Origin of the sequence: Temperatibacter marinus (assembly GCF_031598375.1) — a bacterium.
In the GTDB taxonomy this organism is placed as follows: Bacteria; Pseudomonadota; Alphaproteobacteria; order Sphingomonadales; family Kordiimonadaceae; genus Temperatibacter; species Temperatibacter marinus.
In genome coordinates, this window is the sequence record NZ_CP123872.1 from 1,972,707 (window position 1) to 1,991,139 (window position 18,433).

Annotated in this window: 14 protein-coding genes; 7 read left to right on the forward strand and 7 right to left on the reverse strand. The window is 44.0% G+C overall.

All coding sequences use genetic code 11. The features are described 5' to 3' along the window. Position 1: 1 nt before the first annotated feature. Together QGN29_RS08755 and QGN29_RS08760 are read right to left on the reverse strand one after the other, a co-directional pair. Complete coding sequence (locus QGN29_RS08755) at positions 2 to 916, reverse strand: tyrosine recombinase XerC (RefSeq protein ID WP_310797476.1); 915 nt, start codon at positions 914 to 916, stop codon at positions 2 to 4. Continuing rightward, positions 913 to 1,569: a COQ9 family protein gene (locus QGN29_RS08760; protein WP_310797477.1), complete on the reverse strand. Its 657-nt coding sequence runs from the start codon at positions 1,567 to 1,569 to the stop codon at positions 913 to 915. The genes QGN29_RS08755 and QGN29_RS08760 overlap by 4 nt, the downstream gene beginning before the upstream one ends. A gap of 185 nt (positions 1,570 to 1,754) precedes the next feature. Between QGN29_RS08760 and rpsU the strand changes: the two genes are divergently transcribed. Together rpsU and QGN29_RS08770 are read left to right on the forward strand one after the other, a co-directional pair. After that, positions 1,755 to 1,973, forward strand: a complete 219-nt coding sequence (gene rpsU, locus QGN29_RS08765) for a 30S ribosomal protein S21 (protein WP_310797478.1) — start codon at positions 1,755 to 1,757, stop codon at positions 1,971 to 1,973. Positions 1,974 to 2,045: 72 nt separating this feature from the next. Next, complete coding sequence (locus tag QGN29_RS08770) at positions 2,046 to 2,867, forward strand: substrate-binding periplasmic protein (protein ID WP_310797479.1); 822 nt, start codon at positions 2,046 to 2,048, stop codon at positions 2,865 to 2,867. 58 nt (positions 2,868 to 2,925) lie between these two features. Here the strand turns inward: QGN29_RS08770 and amaB are convergent, their stop codons facing one another. From amaB to QGN29_RS08785, 3 genes are read right to left on the reverse strand one after another with little or no spacing between them, the layout of a single operon-like run. Then, positions 2,926 to 4,431, reverse strand: a complete 1,506-nt coding sequence (gene amaB, locus QGN29_RS08775; protein ID WP_310797480.1) for an L-piperidine-6-carboxylate dehydrogenase — start codon at positions 4,429 to 4,431, stop codon at positions 2,926 to 2,928. 9 nt (positions 4,432 to 4,440) lie between these two features. Then, the gene (locus tag QGN29_RS08780) at positions 4,441 to 6,090 is read right to left on the reverse strand and encodes a thiamine pyrophosphate-binding protein (RefSeq protein ID WP_310797481.1); all 1,650 of its coding nucleotides are present in this window, start codon (positions 6,088 to 6,090) and stop codon (positions 4,441 to 4,443) included. A gap of 39 nt (positions 6,091 to 6,129) precedes the next feature. Continuing rightward, positions 6,130 to 7,245, reverse strand: a complete 1,116-nt coding sequence (locus QGN29_RS08785) for a saccharopine dehydrogenase family protein (RefSeq protein ID WP_310797482.1) — start codon at positions 7,243 to 7,245, stop codon at positions 6,130 to 6,132. Between the two features lie 359 nt (positions 7,246 to 7,604). Here QGN29_RS08785 and QGN29_RS08790 point away from each other — a divergent pair, with 359 nt between their 5' ends. Next, complete coding sequence (locus QGN29_RS08790) at positions 7,605 to 8,027, forward strand: Lrp/AsnC family transcriptional regulator (protein WP_310800028.1); 423 nt, start codon at positions 7,605 to 7,607, stop codon at positions 8,025 to 8,027. 31 nt (positions 8,028 to 8,058) lie between these two features. Here the strand turns inward: QGN29_RS08790 and QGN29_RS08795 are convergent, their stop codons facing one another. Both QGN29_RS08795 and QGN29_RS08800 read right to left on the reverse strand, forming a co-directional pair. Then, positions 8,059 to 9,411, reverse strand: coding sequence for a sensor histidine kinase (locus QGN29_RS08795; protein ID WP_310797483.1), 1,353 nt, complete (start codon positions 9,409 to 9,411; stop codon positions 8,059 to 8,061). After that, positions 9,401 to 10,804, reverse strand: a complete 1,404-nt coding sequence (locus QGN29_RS08800; RefSeq protein ID WP_310797485.1) for a sigma-54-dependent transcriptional regulator — start codon at positions 10,802 to 10,804, stop codon at positions 9,401 to 9,403. Before QGN29_RS08800 ends, QGN29_RS08795 begins: the two co-directional genes overlap by 11 nt. A 279-nt stretch (positions 10,805 to 11,083) precedes the next feature. Between QGN29_RS08800 and QGN29_RS08805 the strand changes: the two genes are divergently transcribed. From QGN29_RS08805 to QGN29_RS08820, 4 genes are all read left to right on the forward strand, one after another. Continuing rightward, positions 11,084 to 12,550, forward strand: a complete 1,467-nt coding sequence (locus QGN29_RS08805) for an efflux RND transporter periplasmic adaptor subunit (RefSeq protein WP_310797486.1) — start codon at positions 11,084 to 11,086, stop codon at positions 12,548 to 12,550. Positions 12,551 to 12,599: 49 nt separating this feature from the next. Continuing rightward, positions 12,600 to 13,283, forward strand: a complete 684-nt coding sequence (locus tag QGN29_RS08810) for an ABC transporter ATP-binding protein (RefSeq protein WP_375164699.1) — start codon at positions 12,600 to 12,602, stop codon at positions 13,281 to 13,283. 148 nt (positions 13,284 to 13,431) lie between these two features. Beyond that, positions 13,432 to 15,867: an ABC transporter permease gene (locus QGN29_RS08815; protein ID WP_310797488.1), complete on the forward strand. Its 2,436-nt coding sequence runs from the start codon at positions 13,432 to 13,434 to the stop codon at positions 15,865 to 15,867. A gap of 41 nt (positions 15,868 to 15,908) precedes the next feature. Continuing rightward, positions 15,909 to 18,425 (forward strand): ABC transporter permease, encoded by a 2,517-nt coding sequence (locus QGN29_RS08820; protein ID WP_310797489.1) that lies wholly within the window; start codon positions 15,909 to 15,911, stop codon positions 18,423 to 18,425. Positions 18,426 to 18,433 lie beyond the last annotated feature (8 nt).

The window sequence follows — 18,433 nt, forward strand, 5'->3', positions numbered from 1 at the left end:
CCTAAGCCCTTGGATGCGCGTTATCATAAATATCTTTGAGGCGGGCTGCGTCTATGTCGGCATAGACTTGTGTCGCCTTGAGGTCTGTATGGCCGAGTAATTCTTGTATGGTTCTTAAATCACCACCGGCAGAGAGAAGGTGGGTAGCAAAACTATGTCTCAGGGCGTGCGGCGTTGCTGTGGCTGGTAGCCCAAGTGCCGCTCTCACTGATTGCATTGCTTTTTGAATAATACGAGGATTGCATCGCTTTCCTCTCGCTGAATAAAAAAGAGGAGATTCTTTTGAAATTATATAGGGGCATAAATTTTTATATCGATCCAGTGCATCATGAATGATTGGCAGAAGAGGAATAAGACGTTCTTTATCTCGCTTGCCTTTTATCATGATTGAAGTGGCACGGGATTGTATATCCCTGCCATTTAATTGAAGCGCTTCACTAATCCGAAGGCCACACCCGTATAAAAGGATAAGGACTGCAGTATCTCTTGCACCCTGCCAATCGTCTTTAGCAAAATCGCCTATGGTATCAATGACAGTCTCACTATCTGCTTCGGTGAGCGGTCGGGGTAAGCTTGTTGTAACTTTTGGGGCTATGACGGCACTGATAGAGTCATTCTTGAGATGATGGACACGCGAGCAATATCTATAGAAATTTCGAATTGAAGAGAGGCGGCGAGATACAGACTTAGGGCCTTTACCAGTCCGTCTTTCCTCAGCCAGGAAGGCTCTGAAATCTCTGACATGGAGGCTTTCCAAAAGTCGGGGCGTGATGTCTTGACCTTTATAATCTCTTAAAAAGGCAATGAAAAACCCTAGATCACGTGAATAGGCTTGAACACTATGGTGAGATAGCCTTTTTTCCGTTTCGAGATAAAGGCGCCATTGATGAATGATCTTGTCTAAAGAAAGGGTCATGAAGCGTTAGGGTACCTCAAGCGTCCAAAGAATTTAGAGAGGGACGGCATGTTTTTTGTGACCTCTTTAATTTGAAACTTAGTTGTTTCAATTTTCATGACATCTTCTATCCGTCGATCGAGAAATTCCCAAGTCCCGTCATTATTCTCGGTTTCATCGTTAAGCCAATAGGTTAGGACGGCTGAATAGACAGCCGATAAAGTCATTCGTTTTGTATACCAATTATGGTCTGTGCTTGTATCGCCAATAGCTCTCCACATAAGATCAGACGTATCCCATAAAGCTTTCATCCCAATCGGTGCATATTGGGGGAGCGCTAAAAGAGCCACGCCTTTGCGGACAATATCTTTATCAGCGTGTGCACCTTGCAGGCGTAACTTAATAGCCTGTGTAATTTTATCTCTGATTTTCATCTCGTTTAAAGGGAGAGCCTGGATGGCGACTAGAAGTTGCTCATCGGCTTGTTTCAGATGGTCTTGAAGGACCTCAATAGGCCCTTGTGGATAGGCAAGCTCAGCTATTTCAGGACTAATCCCAAGGTCATCAGCGGCTAAGGACATGGTTTTTTTTGTCCAACCATCAAATGCTACATGGGGGAGCATGGCCTCTAAAAGTTTAGGGCGTATTTCAAGCGGTGTCTCATCATTAGTCATGCAGTCTGCCTTCTCTAAGCTATTGTTTCATCATAATATAAGGCTTCCGCGCCGTCTAGACTTATAAATTAAAAGAGAATCGCTTGCACTTCCCAAAAAACTTTGATAGAAAGCCCCCCTTGTTAGTGGCTTTAGGTACCCGCCTTGAGTCGCATATCTTAACTTTAGAAAGGGGTGAACAACCAATGCAGGTTGTTGTACGCGAAAATAATGTGGATCAAGCTCTTCGTGCACTGAAGAAAAAACTTCAGCGTGAAGGTGTATACCGCGAAATGAAGATGCGTCGCTTTTACGAAAAGCCTTCTGAAAAGAAAGCTCGTGAACAGGCTGCTGCAGTACGTCGTGCTCGTAAACTCGAGCGTAAACGTCTGGAGCGTGATGGTCTAGTGGCTCGTCGTCGTTAAAATTTTCTGAGCTGGCTTACCCGCCAGTATCGAATTAAGAGACCTTTTCCTTCGTGGGAAAGGTCTTTTTATATGGATTGTATATGGGGTAAATTGAGTAGCATGTTTAGAGTATGTATCTTTCTTCTGTGTGTCGTAATCAGCTGCAGTATTAAAGCAAAAGAAAAAGAACTGCGCGTTGCGGTTCTTAATCAATATCCCTTTGTTATTGTCAAAGATGGCAAGGTCACTTCTGGCCTTCTTGTAGAGAAAATGCGCCTCTTAGTAGAAAAGGCGGGCTATAAAGCGACCTTTTATTCCATGCCATCAGCAGGACGCTTATTAGACTTGCTCGAACGGGGTCGTATGGATGCAGCCTTATCACTTTTCTATTCAGAGGAAAGAGCGAAGCGATACGAATTTGTCGAATCTCCGCTTTATATGCACAGTGTGTTAGTATTGCTGTCGAATAAAACTTACCCCCAAGGGATTAAGTCTCTGAATGACCTTCAAAAAGGACGCATAGGGTATATCCGAGGATTTTATCTTGGTAAAAAAGTTGATCCTTTTATGAGAAAAATTGGTGCCGAATATAAAATGGATATCAATAAACCACAAAAAGCTCTCAAATTGATGCTGAAAGGGCGCGTAACCAGCACAATTTCTGACTTTGAAATCCCTAATTTATCAAATGGAGCAGTCTATACTTGTAAGGGGCTTGAATATCGCGTCGAACATCTGGACAGTGTTCCCTCCTATATTGCCATGCATAAAAGCAGCAGACATGCGAATATTGCAAGACAGTTAAATAATGCTCTCATTGAAATTGAGAATTCAGGTTTGGGTCTCGCTGTAAAGCAGAAATTTTGGCATCAGCAACCTAAGAATGGGTGTATCGCCTTTAACGGATCGTAAAAAAAACCACTCTGCAGGTGCAGAGTGGTGTGGGTTCTTGTGAGCGTATATCTGACATTTAAATGTCGAATTTAATACCCTGTGCCAATGGCAACTCACGGCTATAATTTACAGTGGATGTTTGACGGCGCATATAGGCTTTCCATGCATCTGATCCACTTTCTCGACCGCCTCCAGTTTCTTTCTCTCCACCAAAGGCACCGCCGATTTCAGCGCCGCTTGTACCGATATTCACATTGGCAATCCCGCAATCTGAACCAGAGCTACAGATAAACATTTCTGCTTCTCTCATGTCATTCGTAAAGATAGAAGAGGAGAGCCCCTGTGGCACATCATTCTGCATTGTCATTGCTTCTTCAAACTCAGAATATTTCATAATATATAAAATAGGAGCAAAGGTTTCTTCGCAGACACTTTCTGACTGAGCAGGCATTTCTACAATGGCAGGTTTTGCATAGTAGCCGCCTTCACAGCCCTCAACAGTTACTTTTTCACCTCCAAAGACAGCCCCGCCTTCAGCTTTTGCAGCGTCAAGCGCTCGTTGCATGGCATCAAAGCTATCTTTATCGATCAAGGGGCCAACAAGGGCGCCAGACAGCGGATCACCAATCGAAATGCTTTCGTATGCTTTCTTGAGGCGCGGTACAAGGTTGTCATAGACAGAATCGTGAACAATCAATCGGCGTGTTGATGTGCAACGCTGACCTGCTGTTCCCACAGCACCAAAAACGATGCCTGGGATCGCCATATCAAGATCTGCAGTTGGGGCAACGATAATAGCGTTATTCCCGCCCAGTTCTAGGAGGCATTTTCCAAAGCGAGCTGCAACTCGAGGACCGACAGCTCGGCCCATTCTTGTAGATCCTGTCGCACTGATGAGTGCCATACGCTCATCATCAACCATTGTCTCTCCAACATCGGCATGACCTATGATCACCTGACTTAGATTGGCTGGGGCATCATCGCCAAATTTAGCGATAGCGCGCTCTAGAAGTGCTTGGCAGGCCAGTGCTGTAAGAGGTGTCTTTTCACTGGGCTTCCAGATGATGCTATCACCGCAGATGAGAGCAAGTGCCGCATTCCAAGACCAAACAGCCACAGGAAAGTTAAAAGCAGAAATGATGCCAACGGGGCCGATAGGCTGCCAGTATTCACGCATATGGTGGCCGGGTCGCTCAGAAGGGATGGTTTGTCCATTAATAGCTCTAGACAGGCCTACAGCAAATTCACAGATATCAATCATCTCTTGGACTTCGCCTTTGCCTTCCTCGAGTATTTTACCGCATTCAGCAGAAACAAGAGCCCCAAGAGCATCTTTGTGAGTGCGGAGTTCATCTCCTAGCAATCTCACAAGCTCACCTCGCCGCGGTGCTGGCAAGCTTCGCCAAGCTTTGAAAGCTTCTACAGATTGTTCAATCTTGTGAGTTACAGAAGAGGGGATATCAGTCCCTACACTGCCAATAAATTCACCATTGATTGGCGTTGTGACATCTAAATTGCCGACTGTAAGATCTGCAGGATCTAAATATAATTCTTTGAGTAGGTTTGCAACTTTCGTTTTCATAGAGACCTCTTATAGTTTTGTGTAGTTTTTCCCTGGTGCAATTGCACGGGGATCAACGGTTATTTCGATTAAGCTCGGACAATCAACTGTCTGTGCGGCGGTAAGAATCAAATTGAAATCTTCAGTTTTTGAAACCCGCCAAGCTTGCATGCCAAAGCTTTTGGCAAGAGCTACAAAATCTGGATTGGTTAAGTCAGTGCCGCTTATGCGGTCTGGATAGGTATTTTCTTGATGCATCCTGATGGTGCCCAGCATGCTATTGTTAAACACAAGAAAGATAACATTGGCTTTATAGCGAACTGCCGTAGCAAGTTCTTGAACACTCATCATGAAGCAGCCATCGCCAGCTGCACAGAGCACAGTACGTTCTGGAGCAATAAGTTTTGCTGCAATGGCGGCAGGCACTCCGTAACCCATAGCGCCAGATGTAGGTGCTAATTCGCTGGGAAACTTTCTATATCGCCAAAATCTATGAAGCCACGCGGCATAATTACCTGCACCATTACAAAAGATACTATCCTCAGGGAGCGTATTCTTCATATGGGAATAGAGGTCCGCAACCTGAACATCGCCTTCACAGGCAACTGGCTCATTCCATTTTTCATAAGAATGGCGACCTTCAGTGACAAGAGTTTGCCATTTTTCGGCATGTTTAAACCTACTGTCCTTAAGCGCGCGTAAAAAGGTTGTTGGGGTGGCATTGATACCAAGGTCTGGTTGGTAAACACGACCAATTTCTTCAGCGCCTGCATGAATATGAATAAGAGTTTTATCCAAAACTGGCGGGTTGAGGCGGCTATATCCTCCTGTGGTCATTTCGCCGAGACGCGCACCCAGAACAATCAGGACATCGGCCTCTTCCATTTGCGCTATAAGCGATGGATTAGCACCAATACCCATATCTCCCATATAATTTGGATGATCATTGTTCATTCGATCAGCGCATCTGAAACTTGCACAGACAGGCATGCTGTTATTCTCTGCAAATGCCAAAAGCGCCGCACAGCTTTCATCGGTCCAACCACTGCCGCCAACCATAAGAAGAGGGCGCTCTGCATTTTCTAGAAGTTCACTAAAAGCAGCAAGATCAGTTTCACTAGGGGCTGGCTTTGATGGCATAAAAGGAATTGATTTTTGTGCAGTTGTCAGGGATGTGAGCATATCTTCTGGCAAGGCTAAGGCGACAGGCCCAGGACGACCGCTGGTGGCAACACGATAGGCGCGACCAATATATTCTGCAATCCTATCAGCGTCATGGATTTCAGCGGTCCATTTTGTCACTTCTGATAAGAAGTGCGTATAGTTAACCTCTTGAAAAGCTTCTCTGTCCCGCTGGTCGCTTGCAACTTGTCCAATAAGCATAATCATTGGGGTGCTATCTTGGAAAGCTGTATGAAGCCCAATGGTTGCATGAGTAGCACCAGGCCCTCTTGTAACGAAGCAAAGGCCTGGTTTTCCGGTCATTTTACCATATGCTTCAGCCATGTTCGCAGCGCCTGCTTCATGACGACAGGTTATGAAAGGCAGGGAATCTTCTTTTGCATGTAAGGCATCAAGGGCTGCGAGATAACTTTCGCCAGGTACGCCGAAAGCCATGTCTGCCCCATTGTCTAACAATGCTTGGATGAGGGCTTCGCCCCCTGTAATCTGCTCGCCCATAAGCGCCCTCTCATGTCAAAAGATAAATAGAAGAGACTTCTATTCTGCAGCATTGATCACCAATTGATCAACCCCCTCTTTCTTTGCATAAGCTGAGCCAAATCGATTTGCAATAAAGATATTAAAATCAGCATCTTCTTGGCGAACAAAGCCCTTCTGAGGGAGGTCCCCATTGACTAACATATCAAGCATGCAACAAATACCTGCTGCTGTCGTGATCTGAATGCCGGTTTGCATTTTGCCGTTCACTTCCCCTGCATAGACTTTCTGAGAGTAGCTTTCCTGCATGAATTTGCCATTTTGAGTGCCAGAAACTGTCGCATAAATTACAACAACATCCTGCTGCGTAAGAGGCAGAGCATTTTCGAATATTTCCCGCATCAAATCTTGACGCTCATTAAGGCGAAGGTCTTGCAAAAGAAGTTTGAGAATATCACGGTGGCCTGGATAGCGCATTGTGCGATAATTTAAGTTCCTCACTCTACCTTCTAGTGTTTCGCAGAGTGTTCCAAGGCCGCCTGATGTATTAAAAGCTTCATATTCGACGCCATCAATGCATAGATTTTCGAGTTGCTCGAGCGGAGGCGTTTCAGTTTTTACGCCGTCGATAATGGCTTCACATGGCTGACAGTATTCATTGATTAAGCCATCTGTCGACCATGTCAGGTTATATTTTAAGGCGTTGGATGGCATCACGGGAAGGGCACCAACGCGCATGTGAACATTATGGAGTGTGTCAAAATTCTTTGTTAGATGATGCGCAACAATGCCTATGAAACCTGGGGCAAGGCCGCACTGCGGTATAAAGGCAGTTTCACTATCTTCGGCGAGATCTTTTACAAGGCGTGTTGACTTAACATCTTCTGTGAGATCAAAATAATGCGCCCCTGCTTTTTTAGCCGCCGGTGCAATCACATGGGTCATCACATGACCGCATGCCATAAGGACAGCGTATTTTCCTGCCATAACTGCATCCATTGCTTTTTCATCTAAAGCATCAACAACAGCTGTTTCTATGCGCTGGTGCTTTGTGATACGTGCAAGAGTCATCTCATCGCGGTCTGCAACGGTCACCATATAATCCCCGCAGTCTGCAAGCATGCTGCTGATCATCTCGCCGATTTTACCGCCGCCCATTACTAAGATATTTTTCATTTTGCCCTCCAATAGATGTATCGTTTAGAAATAAACCCTAAGGACATGCCCAGACCTAAGGTTCTAAAATGTGTGACTTTCTTCCCGCCCTAAATTCAAATGCCTGCTCCTCCCCCGAGGTGTAGACAAAAGAAAAAAGGGAACAGGGTAAGGGTGGTGACCCCTGTTCCCCCAGAAAGGTTTCCGTTAAAGACTAGCAAGTCGATTACAACCATAAAGTCAGGGACGAAACAGGCTATCGCATACCTGTTTCTTGAAAACCAATAAAGATATTGTGACAAAAGAAACTGTTGAAATGAAGTGTAAAATTGTACAATATGATGCATAGTTTTTAACATAATAACGGAAATATCGTGAAAATGGACAAGAAGGATGAAAAGCTAGTTGCCTTGCTGCGCAGAAATGCACGACTGTCAACCAGTGAAATTGCACGTCAGATCGGGATGTCTCGGACGACAGTTCAAGACCGTATCAACCGGTTAGAAGATATTGGGGTGATCGCAGGTTATACCTTGAAGATGGGTGAAAAAGGCGAGACAGGGGTTAGAGCGCATGTGATGCTCAAAATTCAGCCCCGGGCTCAGGTTGCCGTGGTGGCTTCTATGAAGAAAATGGATGAGGTGTTGTCCATTTACACAATTTCTGGTGAATATGACATGATTGCAATTGTTGGGGCGTCTACGACATCTGCGCTTGATTATGCTTTGGATACTCTTGGTGGCATTGAAGGTGTTGAGCGTACTAAGACCAGTATTTTGTTAACAACTAAATTAGAACGTTAATGATAAAATATCATAAGCTCGACATGCCAAGTTAAAATGTCAGGGTAAAACAAGCGCCCCCTTGTTCTAAATTGGTTACTTTCACGTTCCCACCATGAGCAATCATGACTTGTCGAGTGAGGGCCAAGCCAACACCTGACCCATCTCGTTTTGTTGTGAAAAAAGGCACGAAAATCTTTTTTATAATTTCGTCTGCTATGCCAGGACCGTTATCACTAATCTCTAATACAGGACGCCCTCGCTTGCTGAGAAAACCTTTGATCCATATTGTAGGATTGTGAGTACCGATTAATGCCTGCTCAGCATTTTGGATCATATTTATGAGAATTTGCTCGATCATATTTGCATCTACAGAAACATCCAACTCGGTGGGTTCAATGGAAATGTTGATCATGAGCTCTTTATCTTCCCATTGCTGTGTTCCTAGCACTTGCGCCTGTTTGACCAACTCTCCAAGCAAGATCGTCTCTTTTTGCGGCGGGGGAAGACGGGTAAGTCTGCGATAGCTTGAGACAAAACTCATCAGGCCGTCACTGCGCCTTGCTACTGTTGTGACAGCATCTGATACATCTTGTAGTTCTTCGACCAGTTCGGGATTGTCTGCAACTTTTGTTTTGACATCTTCGACCAAGTCTACAGAGGTTGTTGCTAAGCTTGCGACAGGCGTAATGCTATTCATTATCTCATGTGTTAGGACTCGAACGAGATCTTGCCATGCTTGAAGTTGAACAACGTCTAATTCACTTTGAATGTCTTGCAGACTGATGAGCTTCTCACTTTTGCCGCCAAATATGATTTGTGTTGCGGCTAGAGAAAGTTTTTCTTCAACACCGTCATTTTCAAATAAGGCTAAGCGCCTTTCCCCTGGTGGAATAGTCGTGATTTCTCTGAGGAATTCTTCACCAAATTGGCTAAGATTGCTCAGGCGAGTAATTTTAGCACTACCAAATAATCGTCGAGCAGCATTGTTCCACAAAGTGATCAACCCATCTTGATGGACTGAGATTAAGGGCACGGGAACATGTTCAATAAGTGCTTTCAGCCGGCGGAGCTCACGTTCTTGATCAGCACGGACTTCTTGGAAACGGTCAAGAATATCTGTAAAGGCTTCGCCTAGCTCCCCGAAACCAGCTCCCATACCACTGAGTTTAAAGCGCTGCGAGAAATCAGCATAGCGCGCAGCGTCAAGAAACCGTGTAAGTTCCTTGTTTGTTTTTGAAACGAAACGAAAAAATTCAGTGAGAAGTACGGCAAGAACACCAATGACTAACAGTGTCGCGGCATGGTATCCTGGTGTATTAAAGAGCAGCACTAAAATAGAGATACACCCGATTAAGAGAGTGGTTCTGAGCGCAATTAATAATGAAAATTTCTTAAAGCCCATGTTTTTCCATCCGTCTGTAGAGTGCAGCTCTTGTGAGACCAAGTTCTTTAGCTGTATGCGAAATATTATACTGGTTTTTTCTCAGGGCGACTTCAATGGCTTTCTTCTCGATGCGCTCAAGGTTTAAATCATCGTCTACAAGAGGTGTGCTTTTAGGTTGCGCTGTTTTCGTTTCACCTTCACCACTTGTGTCCATCGAGAAATCTTGCGGTTGAAAGCTTTCCCCTTCAGCAAGAATAATGGCTCGCTCTATGGCATGGCGCAAGGCCCTCACATTGCCAGGCCAGTCATAGTTCGTCATCGCTTCAATGGCAGCCTGACTCAGAGGTTTGATGGCTTTTTGATATTTCTTCGAATAGTGAGCAATATAATGCTCGGCTATGGCTAAAATATCTTCCCGTCTCTCTCTCAGCGGAGGAAGATTAATCTCAACAGTATTTAATCGAAACAGTAAGTCTTGTCTGAAATGGTCTTCGTTCATTATGGACGTCTTAGGGATATTGGTTGCAGTAATAATTCTTACGTCAATTGGAATTACGTCATTTGATCCTAGGGGTGTAATTGTTCTTTGTTCTAGAACTGTTAACAGTTTAGCTTGCAAATGCTTCGGTAAATTGCCGATTTCATCAAGGAAAAGAGTGCCGCCTGATGCAGCTTGGAAGCGCCCAGTTCGATCTTCTCTTGCACCGGTGAAGGCGCCTTTTTTATGCCCAAATAATTCACTTTCAAAAAGGCTTTCTGATAGAGACCCTAGATCCACAGACATAAAGACATTGTTCCTACGCAAGCTTGCTGTGTGAATGGCCCGTGCAGCCAGCTCTTTGCCTGTACCATTTTCACCGAGGATAAATACATTGGCTTCGGTTGGTGCTGTCCTAGAGATTAATGTGAGCACATCATTCATGGGACCTGACGAAGAGATAATCATATTATGCTGAGAGGGTAGAGATGCTGCGATAAGGGCTTCATTTTTCTGCTTTAGAGATTTTGCTTCTACCCTCGTTTTTCCAAGCTTTACACAGGCTGATAGAGTTGCGACGACTTTTTCATTTTGCCATGGTTTCGCAATGAAATCAGTGGCTCCAAGTTTCATGGCTTCAACAGCAATATTAACGCCGCCATGCGCAGTAATCATAACAATGACGGCACTTGGATCAATTTCCAAAATTTTTCCAAGCCAGATAAACCCTTGCTCACCTGTGCTTTCACCTGGGCCAAAATTCATATCCAGAAGAATAGCGTCAAATTGATGGCTACTCAGTAATTCTGGGATAAACTCTGGTTTGTTGCAGGTCATGACTTGTTTGAAATGCCGTCTCAAAAGAAGTTTCCCTGCCGTGAGAATATCTTCGTCATCATCAACAATTAATATTTTTCCGTCTTTTTTTGTCATACGCTTATTCTTTAGACTATTTTGTAAGTGTTCAATATTGTACACCAAATGTTCGAAAACGTACAGTAAAGAATGTTCGAAATCGGACGTTTTTAGAAAAAATTTATTTAAAACAACACTTTAGTATTTGGCACAGCAGTTGCTACTAAAAGGGTGTATCTGAATAACCCGAGGTACGATAGCGATAATGAAAATGAAAAACTACAAAATTAAGACTGGTAATACGACAGATAACAAGCCAGCATTGGGCGAGGAGTTAGAAAGTGGGTAGAGGAAAATATGTCAGATAACAATGATAATAATGACGGTAAGCCTATTGAGGGAAATGAGCCTCGCAAGCTGAAGCAAATTAAAATGCCAAAAGGCAGAAAAGCGACGCAGGCAAAAAGTGATGCTCAAGATCTTTCTGATCAAAAGGGAATGAAGAGTTCACTTCACAGCGAGCTTCAAGCGGGAAGACAAGGCCATGAAGGGGCTCAATCTGGTGCGGGCATGGACCGCCAAGTGACAAAAAAGAAAACATGGCTTCCTAAATGGGCAGCCTACGCGCTCGTCTTGGTCATTGGTAGTTACTTTATCTATGACATGATGGCAGGGTCTGGGGGGCGCTCACTTAAGGTGAATGAAGACAGGATTGTTATATCAGAGGTGCAATCAGGTATATTTGAAGATTTCTACCCCCTTCGCGGCCGTGTGACACCGGCTAAAACTGTCTATCTTGATGCAATAGAAGGAGGGCGTGTTGAAAAAATCCTTGTTGAAGACGGTACTTTACTGAAAGCTGGCGACCCTATTGTTATATTATCTAATACGAGCCTTCAGCTAAATGTTCTCGGGAATGAAGCTCGTGTTGCAGAGCAATTGAATAACATGCGCTCAATTGAGCTGAGGTTAGAGCAGAATAGACTTCAGCATAAACGAAATTTGACCGACATTCGGTATCAGATTAGTCTTTTATCTCGTCAAGTTTTGCGAGAGAAAGAGTTGGCGGAACGCGGGAATGTCGCGCAATCAAAGTTTCAAGATACTCAGGATACCTTGAATTGGTATAAGCAACGTCTTGAGCTAACACTTGAGAGCCAAGCTACTGATACAAGAATGCAAGAAGAGCAGCTTTCCTTTCTTAAGGCGACAGCAGCGCGTCTTGAAAGCAATCTCGAGATTTCTCGCGCAAATTTGGATAATATGAATGTAAAAGCACCAGTTAATGGCAAGCTTTCTGGGTTTGATGTGGAAATTGGAGAAAGCATCAGCCGTGGAGGCCGCTTGGGTCAAATTGATACACCTAATAATTACAAATTAGAAGCTGATATAGATGAATTTTATCTTGGTCGCGTGGATATTGATCAACGGGCTAGCTTTGATCGGGGCGGGAAAACCTATGATATGCGTGTATCAAAAATATATCCTCAAGTGACAAATGGCCAGTTTCGCATAGATCTATCTTTTTTGGACCGCCAACCTTCTAATATTCGTCGGGGCCAGACCATTCAAAGTAAGCTAACCCTTGGGGATAGTTCAAAAGCACTGATGATTCCTAATGGTGCCTTTTATCAGGATACAGGGGGAAATTGGATTTTTGTCGTGGCCAGTGACGGGTCGCAAGCTGTGCGTCGTCAGGTTAAGATGGGACGAAGAAACAATCGCTTTATCGAGATTATCGAAGGCCTAGAGGAAGGGGAGCGTGTGGTGACTAGCCCTTATACAAGTTACACTCAAATGGATAGACTGAAATTATCCAAATAATAAAATACCAAGATTAATCAGCGAGGAAGAAAGGAAAAATAAAATGTCCATGTTGAAATTACACAATCTTTCGAAAATCTATAGAACTGACGAGGTTGAAACGGTTGCCCTTGATAAAGTTCAAGTTGAAATTGAGCAAGGTGAATTTGTTGCGATTATGGGCCCTTCGGGGTGCGGCAAGTCAACATTGTTGAATATCATTGGCATGTTGGATACACCCAGCGACGGCAATTACTTTTTTATGGATGAAGATATTTCAGATTATTCAGAAGGGCAACTTTCTGAAATTAGAAAACATAATATTGGATTTATCTTCCAAAGCTTTAACCTGATTGATGAATTGTCGGTGGAAGAAAATATCGAGCTTGCCTTACTGTATCACAATATCCCATCAAGTGAGCGTAAAGCCCGCGTTGCAAAAGTTATGGATAAAGTGGGCATCGCGCATAGAGCAAAGCATATGCCAAGTCAGCTTTCAGGGGGACAGCAGCAGCGTGTGGCTGTTGCCAGAGCAGTTGTTGGCGATCAGGCTCTTATTCTTGCTGATGAGCCAACAGGAAACCTTGATAGTGCTCACGGGCAGGAAGTCATGGAAATGCTTCAAGCGCTGAATGATGAAGGCACAACCATCATTATGGTGACACACTCTCCAGCCCATGCTGATTATGCCCGCCGGACAATCAATCTGTTTGATGGCCATGTGGTCACAGAAAATTTACGGGCCGCTCAGTAAAACGCAGGCCTTTCATTAAGTTGGGAGTATGAAGCACTGATGGATCATTCTGTCAGTGGATGGGGGACATTTGCCAAAATAGTCTCCTGAAATAAGCGGCAGAATAATAAGCCGTGCTAACGATAAACAAAGTGAAGCGAGAAAAAAAATGTTTCAGAATTATGTGTTGATTGCGCTGAGAAATTTAAAAAAGAATAAGCTTTATGCTCTGATAAACATCATGGGTCTTGCCATAGGGCTGACCATTTTTATGTTTGGCGGGATACTCGCCGATTATGAATTAAACCATGATACCATGTTCGCTCAGCATAAGCGCATCTATACAGTGGGCGCAACTCTTCACCCAAATGCTAATATTGGTGTGCAAGAGCTCAGTTCAACCTACACAGCCATGGCACCGCTCATTCAGGCCTCAATGAGCGATGATGTGGAGGCCGTCGCTCGGACAGTGAGGCGGGGTTATTTGGCAAGTGCAGGGGATAAGCATTTTAATGAGACCATTCGTTTCATGGATAAAGAATTACTCGCAATTTTTGATTTCGTCTATCTAGAGGGGAATAGTCGGGCGCTGGCTGATCCAAAAGGGGCCGTTCTATCACGTGATCAGGCCATAAAGATGTTTGGCCGCCTCGATATTGTTGGTAAGACCATCATGCTGGATCATACACATGACTTAACCGTCAGGGCAGTGATTGAAAATTTACCTGAAAATAGTCATTTCTTATCCTCCATAATAGATACCAACGGGTACAATATTTTTGCACCGCTTGAGAGTTTAAATCGGATAGACGATTGGGATCTTCAAGGGAATTGGAATAACTTGTCCATGGGGAATAACGTTTATGTACTGACTAAGAAGCCTATGGATATTGACGAATTAACAGCGAAAATTAATACGGTCTTTGTGAATAATGTAGATCCAGAGATTCGAGAAAATTTCATGACAGCGCAGACAGTTAGGCCCATCTCAAAAGCCAATTCATCTGTGTGGGATGCGATCGGAATTCCAGCAATTGAAATTGTACTGATCCTTGGAACTTTTGTCCTCATTATAGCGATTGTCAATTATACAAATCTGGCTGCAGCGCAAAGTATGGGGCGTGTTCGTGAAGTAGGAATGCGCAAAACCTTGGGTGCGGATCGGAAGCAACTGCTAATTCAATTTTTAGTCGAAAGCATAACGATTGTTTCTATCGCAATGATCATATCGCTTGTGATTTTAGAGGTGTTGGTCCCTAGTTTTAATGCCAGCCTTGGTCGGGTAGTCACACTGAATTACGGTGAATTGCTGCCATGGCTCCTTTTAATCACGCTTGGTGTTGGCCTTCTTGCAGGTCTCTATCCTGCCTTTCTAATCACGCGCGTGAATCCTATTGAAGCGCTTAAGCAAATGACCATGAAAGGGGCGCGAGGCAGTTTATTTAGATCTGTGATGATTGGATTGCAGTTCACTTTATCAATTCTGATGCTCGCAATGGTGATGATCATCTATTTCCAAAATAAAAAAGTCGAAGATGCCAGTCAAATCTTCCCAAAGGATGAAGTCCTGACACTTACAAGCATGAGCAAACAGTCTATTCGCGATCGAGAAGATACATTGAAACTTGAATTGATGAAACTGCCTGATGTGGAGCAGGTAACTTTTGCCAGCCAAGTTCCATTCGAGCAAAGCAACAACCAACGCTCAGTCTCTAGGATAGAGGGTGATGAAAATAACCGGTTACCAACAAATGTCCTTTATACAGCGGAAGGTTTCTTACCTACTTTTGATATTAAACTGCTTGCAGGTAGAAATTTTGAAAGAGGGAATAGTGGAGACATTCGCTTGAATAGGGAAGATCGTGATAGCAATGTCATTATCAATGAACTTCTGGCCACGCGTTTAGGCTATAAGAATGCGCAAGAGGCAGTTGGACAATCATTTTATGGAAGACCTGGGGAACTGGCAGCCTTTCGTTATAACATTATCGGTGTCGTAGAAACGCAGAATATTCTTGGACTGCATAATGAAGTTAAAGCTTGGATCTTTATGAATGACTGGGACCCGCATTTCTATGGTGCAATCCGAATTAAAAAGGGCGCGCCCGCCTCTGTCATAAAAGAGATCGAAGAAACATGGAAGGCTGTCATTCCTGACTATCCAATTGAACACCAATTTCTGAATGCGGTCTTTGAAGGGATCTATAATATTTTCAGAACATTAAACATGGTCATCACGATGTTTGCAGCTGTCGCATTGAGTTTAGCTCTCATCGGATTGTTCGGGCTCGCAGCGTTTATGGCCCGTGGAAGGACTAAAGAGATTGGTATTAGAAAAGTATTAGGGGCATCGGTGTCACAATTAATCCGTATGATGCTTCTGCAATTTTCTAAACCTGTCATCGTGTCTTTATTGATTGCGTTGCCATTGACGTATTTCTTAGCAGGCCAGTATCTCAATCTATTCTCAGATAGGATTGATACTCTTGTACCGATTACATTGCTAGCTGGCTTCTCGGCGATTTTCTTGTCTTGGAGTGTCATTGCTCTTCATGCAATGCGTGTCGCTAGATCCAATCCAATTTTGGCTTTGCGATACGAATAAGAAGACGACAGTACGGATAATATAAGAAAAAGGATAGGACAATGTGGATTAATTATTGCCTCTCAGCGTGGAGAAATCTCATAAAAAACGGTATGTTTTCAGCCATCAATATCTTTGGGCTTGCCCTTGGGTTAATGAGCTGCATTTTGATCATGTTATTCGTTCAAGACGAATTGGGCTATGAGAAAAACCTGCCTGAGAGTGAGAAAATTGTTAGGCTTCACACCAGCTATACTCCCGCGGGCCGTGTACCATTCCACACGATCCGAAGCGCAGGTCGTATGATGGAAGCCATAAAATCATATGCAAACGCGCAGGTTGCGGAGGGAACGCGTTTATTAAGTGTTGGTTTTACGGCGCAGGTTGACGGAGAAGCCTTTAACGAGACTGTAACCTATGCTGATGGCTCTTTTTTTTCGCTCTTTGATTTCCCTTTCATTGCGGGGAGTAAGGCTGAGGCTTTTAATAACAAAAACGATATGGTTTTAACCAAGGAAATGGCGATTAAATATTTTGGAAGGACAGATGTTGTAGGAGAAACATTGACCTTCAATTCGCCGATGACTCCGCCCTTGCCATATAAAATTACAGGTGTTCTTGATGCGCTTCCCACGAATACTCATCTGAATTTCACCTTCCTCATTCACCTTGACCCTGCCTTGTTCGATCCTTTTCCAAATATGCTGAATACATGGTCTAGCGTGAATACTTATACATATTTTAAACTGAAAGAAGGGGCGGAAATTGAAGAGCTGCAATCGCGCATTTCACAGTTCATCAATACGGAGAGCGTCTTTAAAGATCAAGTGGCCCAGATGTCTGCAGAAGCGAAAGCCACAGACTTTGTTCAACATAAGCTTATGCCAATCCAGGATATCTACCTCAACGCCCGCACACAAGCGGGAAGCATTGGTGATATGAAAGCGCTTGGAGATAAAACCCTTGTTTATACTTTTATGACTGTAGCGATCCTGGTTCTTTTGATTGCCTGTATCAATTTCATGAATTTAGCGACAGCCAGAGCCACAGGCCGAGCCCGTGAAGTTGCCCTCCGGAAAGTTATGGGGGCGTCGCGCACTCAAGTAGCGCTTCAATTTTTAGGAGAGGCGGTTCTTGTTTCTTTCATCGCTCTGCTTTTTGCAATAGCAGCAGTTGAGCTTATTTTGCCGAGCTATAATGAAATTTTATCTCGTGACTTAGCCCTTGATTTCACGGCAACACCTTTGGCGTTGCCGATGCTACTTGGCACTTCCTTAGTGGTTGGTCTTGTAGCGGGGTCATATCCAGCCCTTTATCTTTCAGGATTTTTGCCGGCCCGCATTTTAAAGGCGAATAAGAGTGCGGAAACGAAAGGTTCAAGTCGATTTAGGTTTGCTCTTGTCTTGTTTCAGTTTGCGATCTCAATTGGTTTGGTGGTGAGTACAGCTGTTGTATACGGGCAAACCTTCTATGTCTTGAGTAAAAACCCTGGATATGAGGTTGGGCAGAAACTTGTTGTCAGCGGCAGAAATTTGCCTGATGAGCAAAAAGAAATGATGCGCACGGCTTTGTCCAAAGTTGACGGCGTAACCTCAGTCTCTTGGGCTTCGGAAGTGCCTACCCAAGATAATGAAAATAATACAGGTTTTACACTTATAGATAGTGATGGCAGGACAGTTGAAGGACAGCAGTCAGTGGTAATCAATTATCACACAATGGGTGTCGGTTTCTTCGAAAGCTATGATGTCACCCCTCTTGCCGGCCGGTTGTTTAGTGATGACTATGGGACAGATCGTATCGTAGCCTTACCTGAAGGTGCGACAGAGATGGGCAGGTCAACTATCCTGCTTAACGAGTCTGCTGTAAAAGCCTTGGGATTACCATCCATCGAAGCTGCGATTGGTCGCCGTGTTAGAGCAAATGTATTCAGAGCTGGCAATTATGAGCTAGAAATCGTTGGGGTGATCCCTGATTTATATTATCGGTCAATGAAATACGGCGTTAGACCTAGCGTTTATATGCAAAATCCTGCTGCGTTCAGATCAATGACGGTCTCATATGCACGTCAAGACGTCACAAATTTGGTGGAAGAGTTATCATCAATTTGGCGTGAGCGGGCGCCGCTCCAGCCCCTTGTCATCCAACATTTAGATGAGATGATGGCGTCACAATACGCAGCTGAAACAGCACAAGGTAAAATTTTCGCAGCTTTTGCATTGCTTGCTATTGTGATTGCATGTCTTGGTTTGTACGGCCTTGCTAGTTATACGGCAGAGAGACGGACAAAAGAAATTGGCATTCGGAAAGTACTTGGCGCTGGCTTGATTGACATCATTAGTCTGTTGGTTTGGCAGTTTTCAAAACCTGTTATGTTGGGTGGATTGATCGCCGCCCCGATTGCTTTCCATTTCATGAATGAATGGCTTATGGCCTTTGAATATAGATTAGGTCAAGAATTTGTCGTCTTGATGGTCGCTATTGCCTCAGTGGTGGCTCTTCTTGTGAGTTGGGTCACAGTTGCCAGCCGTGCTTATAAAGTAGCATCTCAAAATCCCATCAATGCACTTAGATACGAATAGGATACTTT